Annotated in this window: 15 protein-coding genes and 2 pseudogenes; 7 read left to right on the top strand and 10 right to left on the bottom strand. The window is 54.5% G+C overall.

Features of this window, described 5'->3' with window-relative positions; all coding sequences use genetic code 11:
* Window positions 1-242: 242 nt before the first annotated feature.
* The 4 genes from DS901_RS12435 to DS901_RS12450 all read left to right on the top strand — a co-directional run bounded on the left by DS901_RS12435 (window position 243) and on the right by DS901_RS12450 (window position 3,596).
* Window positions 243-1,001 (top strand): hypothetical protein, encoded by a 759-nt coding sequence (locus DS901_RS12435; protein ID WP_113777274.1) that lies wholly within the window; start codon window positions 243-245, stop codon window positions 999-1,001.
* Between the two features lie 193 nt (window positions 1,002-1,194).
* Window positions 1,195-1,785, top strand: coding sequence for a porin (locus tag DS901_RS12440; protein WP_147249920.1), 591 nt, complete (start codon window positions 1,195-1,197; stop codon window positions 1,783-1,785).
* Window positions 1,786-1,839: 54 nt separating this feature from the next.
* Window positions 1,840-2,595: a hypothetical protein gene (locus DS901_RS12445; RefSeq protein WP_181820860.1), complete on the top strand. Its 756-nt coding sequence runs from the start codon at window positions 1,840-1,842 to the stop codon at window positions 2,593-2,595.
* A 29-nt stretch (window positions 2,596-2,624) separates the two neighbouring features.
* Window positions 2,625-3,596 carry a hypothetical protein gene (locus DS901_RS12450; RefSeq protein WP_147249921.1) on the top strand — a complete coding sequence of 324 codons (972 nt, stop codon included), beginning with the start codon at window positions 2,625-2,627 and terminating at the stop codon, window positions 3,594-3,596.
* 134 nt (window positions 3,597-3,730) lie between these two features.
* Here DS901_RS12450 and DS901_RS12455 read toward each other — a convergent pair whose 3' ends face one another.
* From DS901_RS12455 to DS901_RS12485, 7 genes and pseudogenes are all read right to left on the bottom strand, one after another.
* Window positions 3,731-6,820: an efflux RND transporter permease subunit gene (locus DS901_RS12455; protein WP_113777278.1), complete on the bottom strand. Its 3,090-nt coding sequence runs from the start codon at window positions 6,818-6,820 to the stop codon at window positions 3,731-3,733.
* Window positions 6,817-7,935 carry an efflux RND transporter periplasmic adaptor subunit gene (locus DS901_RS12460; protein ID WP_113777279.1) on the bottom strand — a complete coding sequence of 373 codons (1,119 nt, stop codon included), beginning with the start codon at window positions 7,933-7,935 and terminating at the stop codon, window positions 6,817-6,819. Before DS901_RS12460 ends, DS901_RS12455 begins: the two co-directional genes overlap by 4 nt.
* 379 nt (window positions 7,936-8,314) lie before the next feature.
* A pseudogene (locus DS901_RS12465) lies at window positions 8,315-8,566 on the bottom strand (Arm DNA-binding domain-containing protein); the annotation flags it as partial.
* Between the two features lie 435 nt (window positions 8,567-9,001).
* Window positions 9,002-9,146, bottom strand: a pseudogene (locus DS901_RS19160) (DapH/DapD/GlmU-related protein); the annotation flags it as partial.
* A gap of 571 nt (window positions 9,147-9,717) precedes the next feature.
* Window positions 9,718-10,263: a YaeQ family protein gene (locus tag DS901_RS12475; protein WP_113777287.1), complete on the bottom strand. Its 546-nt coding sequence runs from the start codon at window positions 10,261-10,263 to the stop codon at window positions 9,718-9,720.
* Window positions 10,264-10,408: 145 nt separating this feature from the next.
* On the bottom strand, window positions 10,409-10,852 hold the full coding sequence (locus tag DS901_RS12480) for a hypothetical protein (RefSeq protein WP_147249922.1): 444 nt from the start codon (window positions 10,850-10,852) through the stop codon (window positions 10,409-10,411).
* Window positions 10,853-11,163: 311 nt separating this feature from the next.
* Window positions 11,164-12,720: a bifunctional metallophosphatase/5'-nucleotidase gene (locus DS901_RS12485; RefSeq protein ID WP_113777288.1), complete on the bottom strand. Its 1,557-nt coding sequence runs from the start codon at window positions 12,718-12,720 to the stop codon at window positions 11,164-11,166.
* 161 nt (window positions 12,721-12,881) lie between these two features.
* On the opposite strand from DS901_RS12485, the gene DS901_RS12490 reads away from it, so the two are divergent.
* Window positions 12,882-13,214, top strand: coding sequence for a DUF952 domain-containing protein (locus DS901_RS12490; protein WP_113777289.1), 333 nt, complete (start codon window positions 12,882-12,884; stop codon window positions 13,212-13,214).
* Window positions 13,211-14,263 (top strand): quinone-dependent dihydroorotate dehydrogenase, encoded by a 1,053-nt coding sequence (locus DS901_RS12495; RefSeq protein ID WP_113777282.1) that lies wholly within the window; start codon window positions 13,211-13,213, stop codon window positions 14,261-14,263. Before DS901_RS12490 ends, DS901_RS12495 begins: the two co-directional genes overlap by 4 nt.
* Here DS901_RS12495 and DS901_RS12500 read toward each other — a convergent pair.
* From DS901_RS12500 to DS901_RS12510, 3 genes are read right to left on the bottom strand one after another with little or no spacing between them, the layout of a single operon-like run.
* Window positions 14,240-15,568 (bottom strand): MATE family efflux transporter, encoded by a 1,329-nt coding sequence (locus tag DS901_RS12500; RefSeq protein WP_113777283.1) that lies wholly within the window; start codon window positions 15,566-15,568, stop codon window positions 14,240-14,242. The two genes, DS901_RS12495 and DS901_RS12500, sit on opposite strands and share 24 nt — an antisense overlap.
* Window positions 15,561-16,052: a PaaI family thioesterase gene (locus tag DS901_RS12505; protein ID WP_113777284.1), complete on the bottom strand. Its 492-nt coding sequence runs from the start codon at window positions 16,050-16,052 to the stop codon at window positions 15,561-15,563. Before DS901_RS12505 ends, DS901_RS12500 begins: the two co-directional genes overlap by 8 nt.
* Window positions 16,049-16,489 (bottom strand): PaaI family thioesterase, encoded by a 441-nt coding sequence (locus DS901_RS12510; RefSeq protein WP_113777285.1) that lies wholly within the window; start codon window positions 16,487-16,489, stop codon window positions 16,049-16,051. Before DS901_RS12510 ends, DS901_RS12505 begins: the two co-directional genes overlap by 4 nt.
* 137 nt (window positions 16,490-16,626) lie before the next feature.
* Here DS901_RS12510 and DS901_RS12515 point away from each other — a divergent pair, with 137 nt between their 5' ends.
* On the top strand, window positions 16,627-16,995 hold the full coding sequence (locus tag DS901_RS12515) for a MerR family transcriptional regulator (RefSeq protein ID WP_113777286.1): 369 nt from the start codon (window positions 16,627-16,629) through the stop codon (window positions 16,993-16,995).
* The last annotated feature ends 117 nt before the right edge of the window (window positions 16,996-17,112 follow it).

A 17,112-nucleotide genomic window follows, 5' to 3' on the forward strand; every position in this document is an offset into this window, starting at 1 on the left:
ATGCGCCAGAATGGTATATCGGCCGTTTTAGCCAACCATTAAAGGGGTTCAGAGATTTAACGTTAGATGCAGGATGTTTGGGCGACTAACGGTTGTCAGACGATTTCAGGATCGTGACCATCGATGCCCGCAATTACGCCAAGGTCGTCCAAATCATAGTAAAGCGCAGGTAATTTTTGGTGTCAGCTTTTGGCCTCTTGGCCTGACGTAGTTTTAAAAAAAGAAATATAGGCGGACGAATAATGAATAAATTTTATAAATTTGTAGCGGTGGTAGGTCTTCTGGCTTGCGCCCCAAGCATTCAGGCTCAAGAACGCGAGCGCAACAACGATATGCCGTCTGGTGCTGGCATATGGCGGATTGAATTGCGTGATTTGGAGCGCTTTTTGGCCACCTCATCGGGCGATACTGACGGCGTCAGTGAAATGCATTGGGTCAGGGTCCGCCTGACGGGACGCGAAGGCCAATCCCAATCCGTCACAGAAACGAACCCGTTTTTAAGTATTGACGGCGGAACCACGTCATCTGGAAACAGCATTAATGTACGCCCAAATGACGAGGTTCACCTAGAGCGCTTCACTGACGGCCAAACTGACACCTACAATATGTGGGTACACACAGCAGAGTTGACGGGCGGCGACATTGAAGGGCCGAGGCTGCGGTTTGAAATCAGGGTGGACGCACACGAATTGGATTGTGCAGGGGATCGTGCTTGCCGGCGCGGAAGCACAGGTGCTGTGACTTATGTTGTGACGATCCCAGTTCCGGCACGGCGGGACAATACCTGCAACGCGCATAATACCTATCGCATCACGCGCGCGGCCAACACAAACATGGTGCTTGAGCCCCTCAATGCGGCTTCAGGGCGCGGCAATGCCGTTACGGTTGGATATACCACCAGCGGTGGTCACATCGTCAGTTTAGGTGCACGCGGTGAAAACTCTGGCGTTGAACTTGCGATGATCAACGGCCGCGTTTGCGCCGCATGGACCGGCGGCTAATCGCAGCGCGCGATTTTAGAGAAACATTATTTACAAAAACACTACTTTTTACTTGGAGAACAAAATGAAACTTATTTTTGCAACAGCAGCGCTCACTCTGTGCACAACAGGCGCAATGGCACAGGGGTTTACAGGCGGGTCGGTTGACCTATCGTATAGCGGCTTTGCCAACGACGACGACAGAGAGTTCGACATGGCAAAGTTTGATGCCGCGGGTCAATTCGCAATCACCAATGAAATCTCGTTTGCAGGCAACTTGACCGTGCGCAACTCCGATGCCCTCGGTGAAGCCATAACCGGTCTTTTTGTGCATGGCATTTATAATATCAACCCCGATGTGAGCCTTGGATTGTTTGCGGGTCAGGAAACAACCGGATTTTACGACATAACGACCTATGGTGGCGAAGTCGCCTATGTTTCCGGCCCCGTCGAAGGACAGGCCTTTATCGGCTCATCTGATATTACGGGTGATACCATAACAATTTTCGGTGTCGCAGGGAGCTACGGTTTCGGAAACGGCTTCTCGGCGATAGGTTCTTTTGAGCGCGCGGATGCCAATGACACCGATGTCTTCGCCAATGTGCTGGAAATCGGTGCTGAATATGCACTCGAAAACGGTGCGGCGTTTTACGCTAGCGTCGGCAATGCCCAGTTTGGTTTCATGGGCCTCACTGAAGATGAAAACTTCTTCCGGATTGGTGCAACGTTTAACTTTGGTCCGGATGGTGGAACAACCTTTGATCGCAGAAGCTTCACCGACGCTTACCCGATTCTTGGTCTCTGAACGCCCTACGCAGATCGACGATTAACAGAATTCAAAGAAATATGGATGTATATCGTGTATAAACAATTTCACCGCGGCCTGGCCGCCCTTGCCCTATCGGCACTGTGCACGTCAACTGTGGCGCAAGATCGCACGGGCCAACATAACTTGGGCTCTGGGCCCGACATCTATAGAGTGGAAGTGCGTAACTTAAACCGCTTCGAAGTATTAGAGGCCGGCGATTCAGATGGTGTTGGCGAATTGCACAGGATGACCGTCGAACTGCGATATTTCGATCCTCAGGCCGGCCAGCAGTACGATAGATTAACCTACACCGGCACCGAACTCTATCTAATCAATGAAGGCGGGATCGTGGGTGGCGACCGCTACTTCCCCGTACGGGTTGGGCAACATGTGTTCACCGCATCCGACCGGCGCCCGAATGACACAACGCAAATGTGGGTCCATGCGAACACAGATAGGAGCATTACTTCTGAAGGTGCTGGTCGCCAGGTTTATCTGACAATTTCTGCACAGGATTTGGATTGTGTTGGACAACGTGTCTGCGGCCGCCGTAGTAACGGCAGCGTTACTATTGCCTTTGAAGTCCCAGAATTCTCGACTCGGCCATCGATCCGTTGCGGACCAGACAACACCTTTCAATTGGGACCTGTAGACGGAGAACTTCAAATTATCGGCCTGCCGTCGACAACAGTCTTCTCGAACGCAAACAGTGAAGGCTGGTTTCTTGGGGTCGACCACGACAGGGGCGGTCCACGGCTCCGCCCGTTCAACGCCGATATCTGTATCGCCAGCACATTTAGTCCCTAGGTGGCCGAATTAGAAATAAGGAAAATCAAATGATTAGTCGGTCCAGTAAAGCGGTTTTCATCAGTGCGCTAGCACTTGGGGCTTCGGGTCAGCACGCAAGCGCGGACACGTCGTTAACAAGCACTCCAATCTCTTTTGCCGACGCGACCGGGCAAACGGCTACGATGAACGAAATTGCGGCATGTCCGTTTGTGTCTGATGAAACCATCATCGCCAGCGTTCAAACCGATTTTGAAATCACCCGTCAAGAGGTCTCAAACACAATCTGTCAGTGGGCTTATAATGCAGGCTTTACGATCACGGTCTCGGTTGAAGATTTGGCCGGAGCGCGGCCTGTATCGGAACGCCAGCTGAATACGGGCCATGATCCAATTTTGATCCCACAAGACGGCCCCGGGACCAATGCAACTGTTCTGAACGATACCGCTTGGGACACGCAGTTGCCCTTTGCCTACAGCTTTGAACAAGTCGGAAAACTGGTCTTTATCCAGTATTTCGGATTCAAAACTGACGCTATTTTAATGCGTCCTGCGGCCGACGAAATCGCACGTCGCATGGGCGCAGCGGTAGATATTGAGCCTCAGGCGCGCGCATTATCTGTCCCGTTCGAAGCTTGTGGGGTTTGGACCGATGACGATATTCGTTCTGCGTTCAATGCTGGTGACCAAGCAACTGTCGCTCCGGGTGCACGTGGTATTTCAACCTGCACGTGGACCATGTTCGAAGATGGCGTATTGGGGCAGCGCACGGTTACGTATAATATCTACGTGCCGCAAGCCGACGAGAAGCAAGAATATGAATATGACAGCTATGTGCCGTATGCGACCGATGGCGAAACCCACTACCTAAGAGAAGCATCTTCGGATTTTGGGATGTATGTTCATATCATAACACCCCGCCCGGAAGGCGTGGTGCACACAACCGTATTGGATCCCAATCAAGACCCAACATCCACGGCCAAAACGTTCCAGCAAAACTTGCTAGGTAGGATGACACCGTAGAACACATAAACAAACGGGCCCACCTATACTCGCTTAGAAAAGCAAAAAACTATCGCAAAAAGTGTACCGTCAACGTTATCGCGAGCGTATCCGCCCCGCCTGCATGTCTTTTGCCTAATGTCACGTGACGTCCGTTAGATATGAACGGGACTCGCATCGGTTTCTGTGCGGAGCCGTTTTGCAGCCGCTCCCGGTGCCCCCCCCCAGACGGCAATCCAACGATAGAAGATCGGCGTCAGGAACAGGGTGAACACGGTTGCAAAACCCAAGCCCCCCACAATCACCCATCCTACGGCGATGCGGGCTTCCGCGCCTGCGCCTGATGTCAGGATCAGAGGCAAACCGCCAAAAACTGTGGACACCATTGTCATCATGACGGGCCGGATGCGTAGGCGCAAAGCGCTGCGGATGGCGCTATCGATGTCTTCGCCTGCTTCGCGCAACTGGTTTGCGAATTCGACGATTAGGATGCCGTTTTTCGCCATCACGCCGATCAGCATCACCAGACCGATCTGGCTGTAGTAATTCAGCGACCCTCCTGTGATCGAAATCGCCAACACCGCAGCGGCCAGGCCGAATGGGACTGTCATCATGATGACGACCGCACTGGCAAAGCTTTCGAATTGCGCAGAAAGCACCAGTAGCACGACGATCAAGGCCACGCCAAAGACCGCATACATGCCTGCCGCCGTGTCATCCAGCGTTGCAGCTTCACCTGTAAAGGTAATTCCCATGCCGTCTGGCAAGACTTCGTCGGCAATCTCCAGCAGGTGTTCCATTGCGGTTGATAGGTCGACACCTTCGCCCAGATTGGCCTGCAAAGAGACCGACAATGCGCCGCCCAAACGTTCGATCTGGGCTTCGCTGACGACCGTCTCCAGCGAGGCGACGGCGGACAACGGAATGTAGGAACCGCTGTCCAGTCGGATGGACATTGAGGCAATGTCAGACGGATCGTCGATGGGCGGGCCACCGGGCACGACATTCACGTCGACTTCGGTGTCATCGGCAAAAACGCTGACGGCGACGTCGCCCTGCACCAGTGCGCGCACGAGGCTGGTGACGTCCGCGCTGTTGAGCCCCATGTCACCCGCTGCGGTGTCATCCACGGTCACTTCCAATTGTGCGTCCACACTGTCGTTGGACAATTGCGGGTTCACGAACGTGTCGTCTTGCGACATCGCCGCAATAAGGCTGTCGGCCGCCTCAGTCATATTGGCCAGGTTCGTGCCCGTGACCGCAAAGCCAAGCCCGCCGCCCGCTCCGCGAATATTAAGGCTATTGGTGGACCGCGCGCTGACTTGCACACCGGGGACCGACGACAGCTGACCGCTGATGTCTGCGATCAGTTCTTGTTGGGTAAAGTCGCGTTCGGCCCAATCGGGAAGACGCACGACGATAAAGGCACTCGTACCGCCCCCCACGCCAATGATGCTTTGCACCGCTTCGATCTGGCCGTTTGCTTGATGGGGCGCGAGGATGTCTTCGACCAGTACGACTTGCGTGTCGAGGTATTCAACAGTCGTGTCCGACGCACCGCGCGCTTGCACAAGAAAGAAACCCCGGTCTTCGTCGGGCGTCACAGTCGAGGGCAAACTAGTGGCTGCCCCAACCGCAATCATGGTAAAACCAATGGCCATGGCGAGAACGATAAGCGGGGTTCGAATGGCGTAATCCATCACGATGTCAAAGCTGCGGGCAAGGCGGCCCGGCGCGGCGTCCGTGTTGACCTGCGCTTTGCCTGGGTCCAGTAACGCGGCGAGGACCGGCGCGAGCGTCAAGGCAGTGATTGACGACAGCGTCACGGCAAATGCCAGCACAAAACCGAACTCGGAAAATACGCCACCTGCCTGTCCGGGCAAGAACGAAATCGGGATGAAAACAGCTGCCAATGTTGCGGTTGTAGAAATGACCGCAAAGAACACTTCGTTCGTGCCCGCAGCGGCCGCAGCAAAAGCACCCATGCCGGATTTGCGTTTGCGTACGATGTTTTCGATCACAACAATCGCATCATCCACGACCATCCCTGTCGCCAGAACCAACGCCAAGAGGCTAATCGTATTGACGGAAAACCCCGTCAGCCAGATTGCCGCCAAAGTGCCGATCAGGGCCACGGGTATCGTGATCGCGGGGATCAACGTCGCGCGAGGGGAGCGCAAGAACAGGAAAATCACAGCAATCACAATTGCCGTCGCCATCAAAATGGATTTTACAACTTCGTTGATAGATCCCTCGATGAAAATCCCGTCGTCTGACGTGACCAACAGTTGCACGCCCTCAGGCAGCTGGCTGCGCAATTCTTCTACGGCAGTGCCAACGTCGCGGGATATTTCCAACGTGTTACCGACAGATTGCCGTGTGATATCAAGGCCAACTGCGGTTTCCCCATTCACGCGCGCGTAGACGCTGCTGTCTTCGGGGATCAGTTGAACGAAGGCGACATCGGCCACTTGGGTCGTGTCGTTGATTGGCAATTCGTTGATAGCCTCGACGGTGACATCTTCATTGCCAACCCGTAGCGCGAGAGTCTGTGATTGCGTCGAGAGCGAGCCCAATGCGGTGTCGTCACGCAGTTGTTCCAAGGCGGCGGAGACATCAAAGATCGTCAGTCCACGGCTCAGCAGGGATGGCATACTCACGGCAACGCGAAATTCGTTGGCACGATTGCCGCGCACGGTGACTTCGGCGATGCCGTCGATCAAAGACAGACGTTCGTAGACTGCGCCTTCGGCAATCTGGGTGAGATCATCAAAACTGGCATCGCCCAACAGCGCGAGGCGGATAATAGCGTCCGAGTTGCTATCGGCCTTACTGACACTGGGGTCGTCTATATCGTCAGGCAGAGAGCGCAGCGTGTCGGAGACGATTTCACGCGCCTCATTGGCCGCGATGTCCACGTCAGTGCCGTCCGACAGGTCGATTGTGATACGGCTTGATCCGGTGCTGGACGTCGATTCAATGTAGGACATGCCCTCAAGGGCGCTCAGTGCATCCTCAAGAACCTGTGTCACCTCAGAGTCCACTGTCGCGGCCACTGCACCGTCATAGGTGGTCCGCACGGACAAAACCGGCTGGTCCACATCGGGCATTTCACGAATATCGACACTGCTCAGTGCCGCAAGTCCGGCAATAATAATAAGCAAATTCAGGACGATACCAAAGATGGGCCGTGCGACGAAAATGTCGGCAAAACCGGCCTTATGTGCTCTCTTTTCGAAACTCATGCGCCTTCGCCTGTTTGTGCTGTCGTGATTTGTGATCCGTCGCGCAGTTTTGACGCGCCTTCGGTTACAATTTGCGATCCGACAGGCGTGTCCGTTTCAATCCAGACCCGATCACCGTCGCGATACCGGATAGTGACCGGCACGCGGCGGGTTGTGCCGTCAACAGCGACCCAAATTCCAGCACCCGTGCGGTCCCATGTGATCGCCGTGGATGGCAGAACGGGCAACGGATCGGTTTCCTCCAGCATTCGCACTGCAAACGTCATGCCCGACAGCAACAACCCGTCTACGTTGTCGATTTCGGCCTGCACCGTGGCACTGCGAGTGATGCTGTCCAGACGGCTGTCAAAGGCTGTGATAGTACCCTCAAACACACGGCCTGCGTAGGTCGGCGTTGACACAGACACGGCTTTGCCTTCCATCAACAATCCAATTGAACGTTCCGGGACTTCGAATTCGGCGAGCAAGGTCGTGGCGTCATCGATCGTTACGATCACGTCATCATTGGACAGGCGATCCCCGACGTTGACGTCGCTCAACCCTAGGCGGCCTGAAATCGGTGCGACGATCGTTCGGTTGTCCAGCGCGACTTCTGCCAAACCGACATTTGCTTCAGCCAGCCGAAGCGCCACCTCGGCTTCGGACAGGGCAACGTCGGTCACGACAGTGCTGCCCGTGTTGTGGAGACCTTCGTAGCGGGTGACGGTGGCCTGAGCCTGATCTCGGTTGGCTTGGGCGATTTCGAGAGACAAGCGCTCGGTGCGATCATCCAGTCGCAGGATCACATCGCCCCGTTCAACCAATGTATTCGCGTGGAGCGTGGTCTCAACGACTTCGCCAGCCTCCGTCGCAACGACATCAGCGCGGCGCAGTGAAACCGCGCTGCCAACCGCGCGCAGGGTGAGCGTGTACTGGCTTTCCTCTAGTGAGGTAAGAACAACAGCCGTCGCCCGCCCCTGCCCACGCGGGCCGGTGTTTTCGCCACGGGAGGGGGCTGCATTTTCAACCGGTGCGCTGCTGAATATCAAGGCGACCGATTTGGGAACACCAAAGGCGAACGCGTATGAGCCCGCGAGGAATGCCAGCGAAAGAATAACTGCAATTGATCTTTTCAAAGTCTTCTTAGCTCCTAAATTTGCAACGCCATTTGAAATGTAGTCAGCAATAAGTCTGTAAATCTGGCCCTAGACGTCACGCCATGCGCTAGAGCGACTAAAGCGATCCGGATTGCGTGAAAGGTGTGACATGAACGTGTCCAGTTGGTGAGCGTACTTTCGTTTGAACGGACGCCGCGGAAACTTCCGTCGTTTCTAACAAATATTTTTCTCAACGTGCTATAAACGTGCACCAAACGTTCGGCAGTTACCTTTCCATACACTGACCTGCGCGCCAAGTTCCCTCCAGCTTTGCGCGGAGTCCTTGGGTTTAAATCTGTGACCTTAAGCGGCCATCTTGTCCATCACCTTTCTCTGCAAGAATTCCATCGGCGTCAGGTTTCCCTGCCCCTCTCCCCATCTCCAGAGCAAACCCAAGCGCCGTTTGCCGCGCAGCCTGTGCTGAAATGATTGGAAACCGACCAATCAGAATACGCTTGGTCTGACCACCAAAGTCTTTCTGAAAACACCAGGTCTTGGAACGCTTCCCCACAAAGAGCACCAGCCCTTTGATTTTTGCATCCCAATACTTGTCAGTACCGGCTTTCGCATTGGAAAGTCTGCTCGCAAATGTTTTAGATAGCTTTGACATATTTTGTCGGGATGAACTGAATAGTAGTGATACTCAGTGCGACCCAATGCAAGAAATAAGTCAACAAAAATAAACACTAAGGGACTCGGTGATACACCATGAAACTCAGATCACCTGTTTGGAAGGCTGAGGTCTTATCATTACACAACGCCCGCGCACTGTGCGGGGTCGATAATTCACCTTTGATAGGAGGTCAAGACAGCTGTTTGCGCAATTGCGCTTGGGGCAGCGGGGCGCTGCATTTTCGGTGGCCCGGATATCCGCGTTAATCCACGATCGTTTTTGACAGATCGACATCAGTTTCCGGGTCCAGCACCAGATCAAAGAATTTAGTGTTTCTTTTCAGACGGTCCTCATCCCAGTTCCACCATTGGATGGCCGCGAGTTGCTTGCGCACGTTTTCGCAAAAGCGGTAGCGCACATGCCGCGCTGCAGACCCTGCAACAATAGAATAGGGCGCGACATCTCTTGTAACGACGGATCCTGCGGCAAGAATTGCACCGTCCCCCACGGTGACACCAGACATGACCGACACGTTGTCACCAATCCACACGTTGTTGCCAATTTTTATGGGTCCCTTCGTATCTCCGGCAACGCTCGCCCCCACTTCGGTTTGCAACCATATTTGCAGGTTTATTACCTGTGGGTGGTGGCTTGTCGAAAATAGGCGACACTCATCACCAATCGCACAATACCGCCCAATATAAACCTGCCCCCGCACCTTAAGACGACCGTTGATTGAACTGTGGTACCCGACATGCAAACGCCCTTTGACGTTCCAATTATCAACAGGGCCACGGATTTTTCCTGCAACTTTTTCTTTTTCGTTCAGAGGATTATAGAATTCTCTCACCGCGCATTCGCCTCGTTCGTCAAAATTAGTCTATCATGGATAAGTCTGATAAATAATTAACAACCTAAAATTGCTGCGCAATAGCTAACTGACTTGCTGGTGGGGTTGCCGTGTGCGCTTGTGCGCTGTTCGGCAATGATTGACAGATCAGTGCGATAGCTTGCGTGCGCCACGTTGGTTTGAGGCCGCCAACTGGAACAGCATCAAAGCCGATAGCCCTCAGATAACGGCCAAATCTCCGGTAAAGAGCTCTGTCCTTACACAGTATCGCGCGGACAGGGATCTCCCTGATCCACACCTAGCCCGCGCTTTTCCATTCCTCGGGCGTGACGTAAATGATGTTGTCGTTGATGCTGACCATCACGTCACCGTCTTGGATATTCACCTGCATTTTCATGGACCGGTTGGCAAGGCTACCCAAGGCGCTAAGGTCTCGATCCAAGATGTTAACAACCCGTAGGTTGTCAAAGCGGGTGGTCTTGTTTTGGATCTTCTCCCACCAGCCCGGCGCAGTTCTACCGCCGTAGCAATAGATGACCACGTCCTTGGCCTTGCCGCAGGATTGCCGGATGATCTTCTCGCTCGGCAGGCCCAGCGCGATCCATAGATCTAGCTCACCGCTCAGGCTTTTTTGCCAAATGTCTGGCTCGTCATCTGTTGAAATACCCTTGGTCATTTCCAACTGCTCATGCGCATTCAGCGCAAAGGCCAGCAGACGCAGCATCAACCGCTCGTCCGTCTCAGAGGGGTGTTTGGCAACCGTCAAATTATGGGTCTCGTAATAGTGACGATCCATATCGGCGACGGAAAGTTCAACTTTATAGATCGTAGATTTTTGCGCCATGGTGTGCCTCAGAATTGCGAAGTTTGGTTTGCTTACGGCGTCCACCGCAATTGTGAAAGGCGAAAGCGATTGGCGCTGCTTCTGGTACAAGTATGTCTCAGCACGTGGGAAACGGGCTGCCGGTCAAATGGTCTCACCAAATAGCTCATTCACAATCGCGTCCGAAAATGAGCCGGTACACATCGCGGTACCTTCGACAAAGATTCGCCTTTTCTTCAGGATCCAAGCCGAGTTGTCGCAGTTGCTCTAACATTTCATTCCAGACCAGAGGGTCGAACTGCGTGGCAATTCGTGCGCGCCCTTCTGATAGGGGTAGAGATACCGCCAAGATAGCTGAACCAGAGTGCGTCTGTCCCGGTTGCCGTTCTTTCTTATACGCAAAAAACAACTCCTCACTCGACTGTCCTATATATTGTGGAGGGAAGGTGCTTACAAAACCATACCCCTGCTCAACCTCTGGGAACTCGTAACTTTGGCCATCAATCTCAATTGCTAAAACCACTTCACGAAAATCCGGGTTGTCATAGACTTTGTTGACGTCAATGAATTGCAACCCCGCAGCCTGCACGTCGCCATTTTCGTCGTTCATTTCGAATTCGAGGTATCGCGTGCCATTGTACGACGGGTCGCCAAAATACATCCAAAAGAAAAGTCCGAAAGTTGGGTCAGCTGAATGGTATTCGCGCGGGGAGAAATGTTTCCGGCGCTCTATATCGATATACGCCGCTTTCGAAAGTCCGATGGCGTTACCTGCTTAATGTTGTTCCACACCAATATGGCGACGATAAAAATGCAAGAAATGATAGTAAATAATTTCATCACACATATCGTAAATAGTTTGGCTACAAAAAACGCGCCACCAGTTCCCTAGCGGCGCGTCAAACTTTCAGCTTGGTCGCTTTACTTGAGCGTAATACGGCCATCAGTGTAGGGCGCGTAAGGCGCGTTTTCAGCGAGGTATTCCGCTGTGACATCGGCCAGATCAGGGCCGAAGTCATAGGCGTCGGATGCGTCTTTGAACATCGCATAGCCGTCGCCACCGTTACGCACGTAGTTGTTGGAAACCAGCCCGTATGTCGCAGCCAGGTCAATAGCTTCGCCACCAACCATCACGTCAGATACGCGGCTGCCTGCTTCGGCGGATGCGTCAACAGTGAATGTGATCCCAGCAACTTGCGGGAAGCGCCCAGCGCCTTCCTCAATCTGACTCACACCGTTTTCAAGCGCCGCAACAACTGTTTCACCGGTAACACTGAATGTGGACAGCGTGTTTTGGAATGGCAGTACGGTCAGCACTTCGCCCATGGTCACGTCGCCTGCATCAATGCTCGCACGGATACCGCCAGAGTTAGCGATGGCGATGCTGACGCCTTGGTCCGCAACGCGGTCAAGCATTGCGTCGGCGATCAAGTTTCCGCCGGAACATTCCATTGCGCGGCAAACGTCACGGTTCCCTTCGATGGCTTCGGCTGCAACGGCCACAACTTTGTTACGGATTTCTTCAAGTGGCTCCGCCAATTCGGCGATCCGCGCAACCGCGTTCGCGTCTTCGGCAACGGTGCCATCGATAAGTAAAGGCGCACCTGCGGCTTCGGTCAGAACACCAGCGTCGTCAAATGTGACATTCAGCTCGCCCAAGAACTTGCCGTAAGCATAGGCCTGCACGATTGCCGTATCACCAACCATCGTTGGGTAAGACCCAGCAGCGCCGTCCATATCACCCAGCAAAGTGTTCGAGTGACCGCCAACGATCACATCAACGCCTGTGGTATTTGCAGCAACCAATTGGTCAACAACATAGCCAGAATGCGATAGCACGATGATTTTGTTCACGCCGTCTTCGGTCAGCTTGTCAACTTCGCCTTGCACGGCCTCTGACGGGTCCGTGAAGATGATGTTGTCGCCTGGGCTTGCCAGTTCATCCGTGTCTTGCGGTGTCAGACCGATCAGGCCGATCTGTTCGCCGCCTTGTTCGATCACGGTTGATTTCATCAACACGTCCGCCAGCAGCGGCTCGCCTGATACATCGGCGTTGGACATCAAGATTGGGAAATCCAGCGAATCCATAAAGCCGCGCAGCACTTCTGGGCCATCGTCGAATTCATGGTTACCCACGGTCATCGCGTCATAGCCAAGCTGGTTCATGAATTCAGCGGCCATCGCACCTTTATAGTAGGTGTAGAACAGCGTGCCTTGGAATTGGTCACCGCCATCGACAAGGATGCTGTTGTTGCTACGTGCACGCGCGTCAGCCACGGCCGTAATCAGGCGCGCGGTCCCGCCAAAGCATTCGCCAGCAGCGTTATCTTCGGACGAGCAGCCAGAATCATATTTGCTAATCGGCTCAAAGCGCGCGTGGAAATCATTGGTGTGCAAGATAGTCAGCGAATAGTCGGCCGCAGCCGCCCCCGCCGTCAGCGCAAGCGCACAGGTTGTTGTCATAATACGTGAAATCATTGTTTCAGTCCCCAGGTTGGAATGGACGCAGCTTGCCGCTGGCAAAGTACAGAGTCAAATATCTTTGCGAGAATGCCGACTTACCCCAACGTTAACATCGCGGATATCGGCCCCTCGAACAGATGCTTGACCAAATTGTGTGCAACCTGCATGACAACGCTATGCAAATTTACAAAATATTCCGGGCTCAGGAATGGGCCGATCTGCAAGCCACTGGCGAAACCCAAGGTGCGCCGATTGATGTCACTGATGGCTATGTGCATTTTTCGACGGACGAAACCGTGGCCGAGACGGCGGCGAAATATTTCGCGGGTGTCGATGGGCTCGTGCTGCTTGCTCTTGATGCCGATGCGCTTGACCTGCTCAAATGGGAACCTGCGCGCGCAGGCGTATTATTCCCCCATCTTTACCGCAACTTGCGTATGGACGACATTCTTTGGGATGCGCCATTACCGCTAGTTGACGGCGTACATCAATTCCCGGATTTGACATGAAACTGCTTGAAACCATCGGCCTTAAGGCATTCGCGAAGCTCGATTCTGAAACGGCACATGGGCTTGCTCTCAAGGCGCTCAATACCGGGTTTGGCCCACGTGGCGGCCCGTATTCAACGGATCGTTTACGGACATCTGTTGCCGGTCTTGACCTCCCCAATCCCATTGGGTTGGCCGCTGGGTTTGACAAAAACGCGACAGCGCTTGCCGCACTTGGCCGCACTGGTTTTGGGTTTCTTGAGGTTGGCGCAGCAACCCCCCGTCCGCAACCGGGAAACCCCAAACCGCGACTCTTTCGCCTGACCGAAGACCGCGCGGCGATTAACCGTTTTGGGTTCAACAACGAAGGTATGGACGCCATTGGTGCGCGCGTGTCTCAGCGCCCAACGGGACGCATTGTGGGCCTGAACCTTGGGGCAAACAAAGACAGTTCGGACCGTGCAGCAGATTTCGCAACCGTACTGACCCACTGCGGCCCGCATGTGGATTTCGCGACCGTAAACGTATCGTCCCCAAACACAGAAAAACTGCGCGACCTACAAGGCAAGGCTGCTCTTGCAGCGCTCCTTTCCGGCGTGATGGAGGCCCGCGCAGCGCTGACAACGCAAATCCCCGTATTTCTGAAAATCGCACCTGATCTGACCGGCGATGAACTGGCCGAAGTCGCCGAGGTCGCCAATACGTCTGGCATTTCCGCGATCATCGCGACAAACACCACGCTGGATCGCATTGGGTTGCATGGGCCGCATGCCGCTGAAAAGGGCGGGCTTTCGGGGCAGCCTTTGTTTGAAAAATCGACACGCACGCTCGCACGGCTGTCCGGCATGACCGATCAGCCGATTATCGGCGTGGGTGGCGTGGGCAGTGCCGAACAAGCCTATCAAAAAATCCGCGCGGGCGCGTCCGCTGTGCAGCTTTATACCGCTTTGGTCTACTGTGGCGTTTCACTGGTGGATGAGATCACGCGCGGGCTAGATGATTTGCTCGCGCGTGACGGGTTTTCAAATGTGGCTGAAGCCGTGGGATCAGGTCGGGCTGATTGGCTCTGACGCGGCTTCCAGCGCGGGGTACTTTGCAGCCAGCGTCGCGCCCCGCACGACAAAGCTAATCAAAAAACCGATCCAAAGCCCGTGATTGCCGAATATCTGCATCAATGGGATGACAGCGACAAAGTAGACGATCGTCGAAAGGATCATCATGTTACGCATGTCTTTGGTGCGCGTGGCCCCGATAAATATTCCGTCCATCATCCATGCAACGACACCTACGATGGGGGCGGCTACCATATAGGGCAGATAGGTCGCCGCGGCCTCTTGCACTGGAATATTCTTAGCCATGATCGCGATGATAGCCGTACCAAAGACGGCAAAACAGATCGCCAAAACAAAGCCGACCACCCCACCCCACAACGTGGTGAGCAAAGCACTGCGTCGCAAAGCGCTGCGTGATCGCGCACCTAGCGCATTCCCAACAAGCGCCTCCGCTGCGACAGCGAAGCCATCCATCGCATAGGCCGTGACTTCGAGGAATTGCAAAAGAATATGGTTCGCGGCCAGCTGAACTTCGCCGAAACTCGCGCCAAAGAACAAGAAACTGACGAATATCGCCTGCAACAGCACCGACCGGATCATGATGTCAGAATTCACAGCCGCCATATTGGTCAAACGCGCGCGGTCCAACACACGCGCCCAGTCGCGCCAGTCAGGCACCCGGAACGCGGCCCGGCACAGCCAAAGCCCCAGCACGACCCCTGCCCATTCAGCTATAAATGTTGCCCAAGCCACCCCCGGCACACCCCAGTCAAATTGCAGGACAAACAGCAGGTCCAGCCCAATATTGATGCCATTCATCAACAGTTGGATCGCGAAAACCGCGCCTGTGCGTTCCTGCCCGATCAGCCAGCCCGTTATGCCATAAAGCGCGATCATCGCGGGTGCCGACCAGACCCGGATCGCCATATATTGCCGGGCAAGCCCTTCGACCTCTGGCGTGGCAGGGGATACGCGGAACGCCCCTGCAAAGAGCAAGGCTTGTAGCGCGATAATCACAAAGCCCGCACCAAGCCCAATGATGAGCGACCGGGTCAGCAGTGCCGCGACCTCTGGGTGGTTCTTGGCACCAACGGCTTGCGCGGTCAGCCCCGATGTCCCCATCCGCAAGAACCCGAAAATCCAATAGATCGCCGTAAGAATAATCGCACCGATGCCCACGGCGCCAATTGGTGCCGCCTCGCCCATTTGGCCGACCACGCCCGTGTCAACGACACCAAGGATCGGCACCGTCGCGTTGGAAAGAACGATCGGCACGGCAATAGTCAGAACCCGACGATGGGTTAATCGGGCGGCGTCAGACATCGCGTTGCGGCATCAAGAAATGCCCGGTTGCTTGGGCAAACAGACGGGTACGATTATCCTGCCAGGCTTCGACGTTCACCGACGCATAGCGACGGCCGGATCGGGTAACACGTGCGCGCGCATAGGCATCACGAGGCAAGCCCGTGCGCAGGTAGTCAACGGTAAAATCGATGGTCTTAGGCAGCACGACCCGCGGGGCATCATCGGTGATTTTGCCTGCTTCCATGTCCTCCCAGGTCATCGACCATGTTAGTTCCATAATCGCGGTGACCTCTAGAAACGCTGCCGTAACTCCGCCATGCAGCGCAGGCAACATCGGGTTGCCGATCAGTTTCTCATCATAAGGCAAAACACCGGTTAGCTCATCTCCGCGCCGATCAATTTCGATACCAAGGAATTGGATATAAGGCACACCCGCGACAAGCCTTTGCAAAGCTGCATCGCGGCGTTGTTTGACGATCTGCACAGGTTCAGGGCGTCTCATACCGGGGCCCTTTCTACTGTGAACGCGCCTGTTGCGGTCGCAACCGGGCGATCAAAATCATTATCATAGGCCGTCGCACGCACAAAAGCGACCGAGCGCGCAATATGATAGCATTCAGCGCGGGTGGTGATCTGATCGCCAGGGTTGGCCGCACGCATATAATCGATCCGTAGATCAAGCGTCGCTGTCGCGATTGGGGCCTCTGGATGGACCATCACCGCCGCCCCACTACAGGTATCCATCAGCGCAGATACCGCCCCGCCATGGATGACCCCCGTTTCAGGGTCGCCAACCAGCCGCGCGTCATAGGGCATGGCGATCTCTGCGCGGGCATCGCCAATCTGCGTCAACTTCATCCCCAAGACTTTCGCATGGGGAATTGCTTCGATGAATTGGCGTGCGATCTTGGTGCGATCTTTGGGCTGTTCATCTGCCATAGGGATTCCTTGCAATCTGATTGGCCGCAATTGTCAACGGGCCGCGCCCTATCCGCAAGAGCAGATCGTCAACTTACGTCACAGACCCCGTTGCCCGACCGGCAAACAACCGTTACGCTAACAGAAGGGAGATCGCGATGCCGGATAAACGCCTTTCATTCAAAGAGATGTGTGCACAATTCGATGTGACGCCGCGGACGCTGCGTTATTATGAATATATCGAATTGCTGACCCCGGAAAAAGAAGGGCGATCACGCTTTTATGGCGCAAAAGAACTGGCAAGGATGACCCTGATTTTGCGTGGGCGGCGCTTTGGATTTTCGCTCGAAGATATCCGGCAATGGCTGATGATCTATGAAAACGAAGGCACCCAAGCGCAAATGCGCGAATGGATTTCGATGGCGGATCGGCAAATGATCGAACTTACCGAGCAACGCAAACAGCTTGATGAAACTTTGGACGAACTTAGCGCATTGCGTGATGCAACGGCGAAGACACTCGGCTGAGCTTGGTCGCGACAGTCAGATGGCTTTGATCATTGCACACCACCTGGACCAACATTGAAAACAGACCTTCGTGCAGAACGCAGCGAACGACCGCAAAGAGCCCTTTCTACTTGATGC

It is taken from the genome of Loktanella sp. D2R18 (assembly GCF_003318235.1).
In the GTDB taxonomy this organism is placed as follows: Bacteria; Pseudomonadota; Alphaproteobacteria; order Rhodobacterales; family Rhodobacteraceae; genus Yoonia.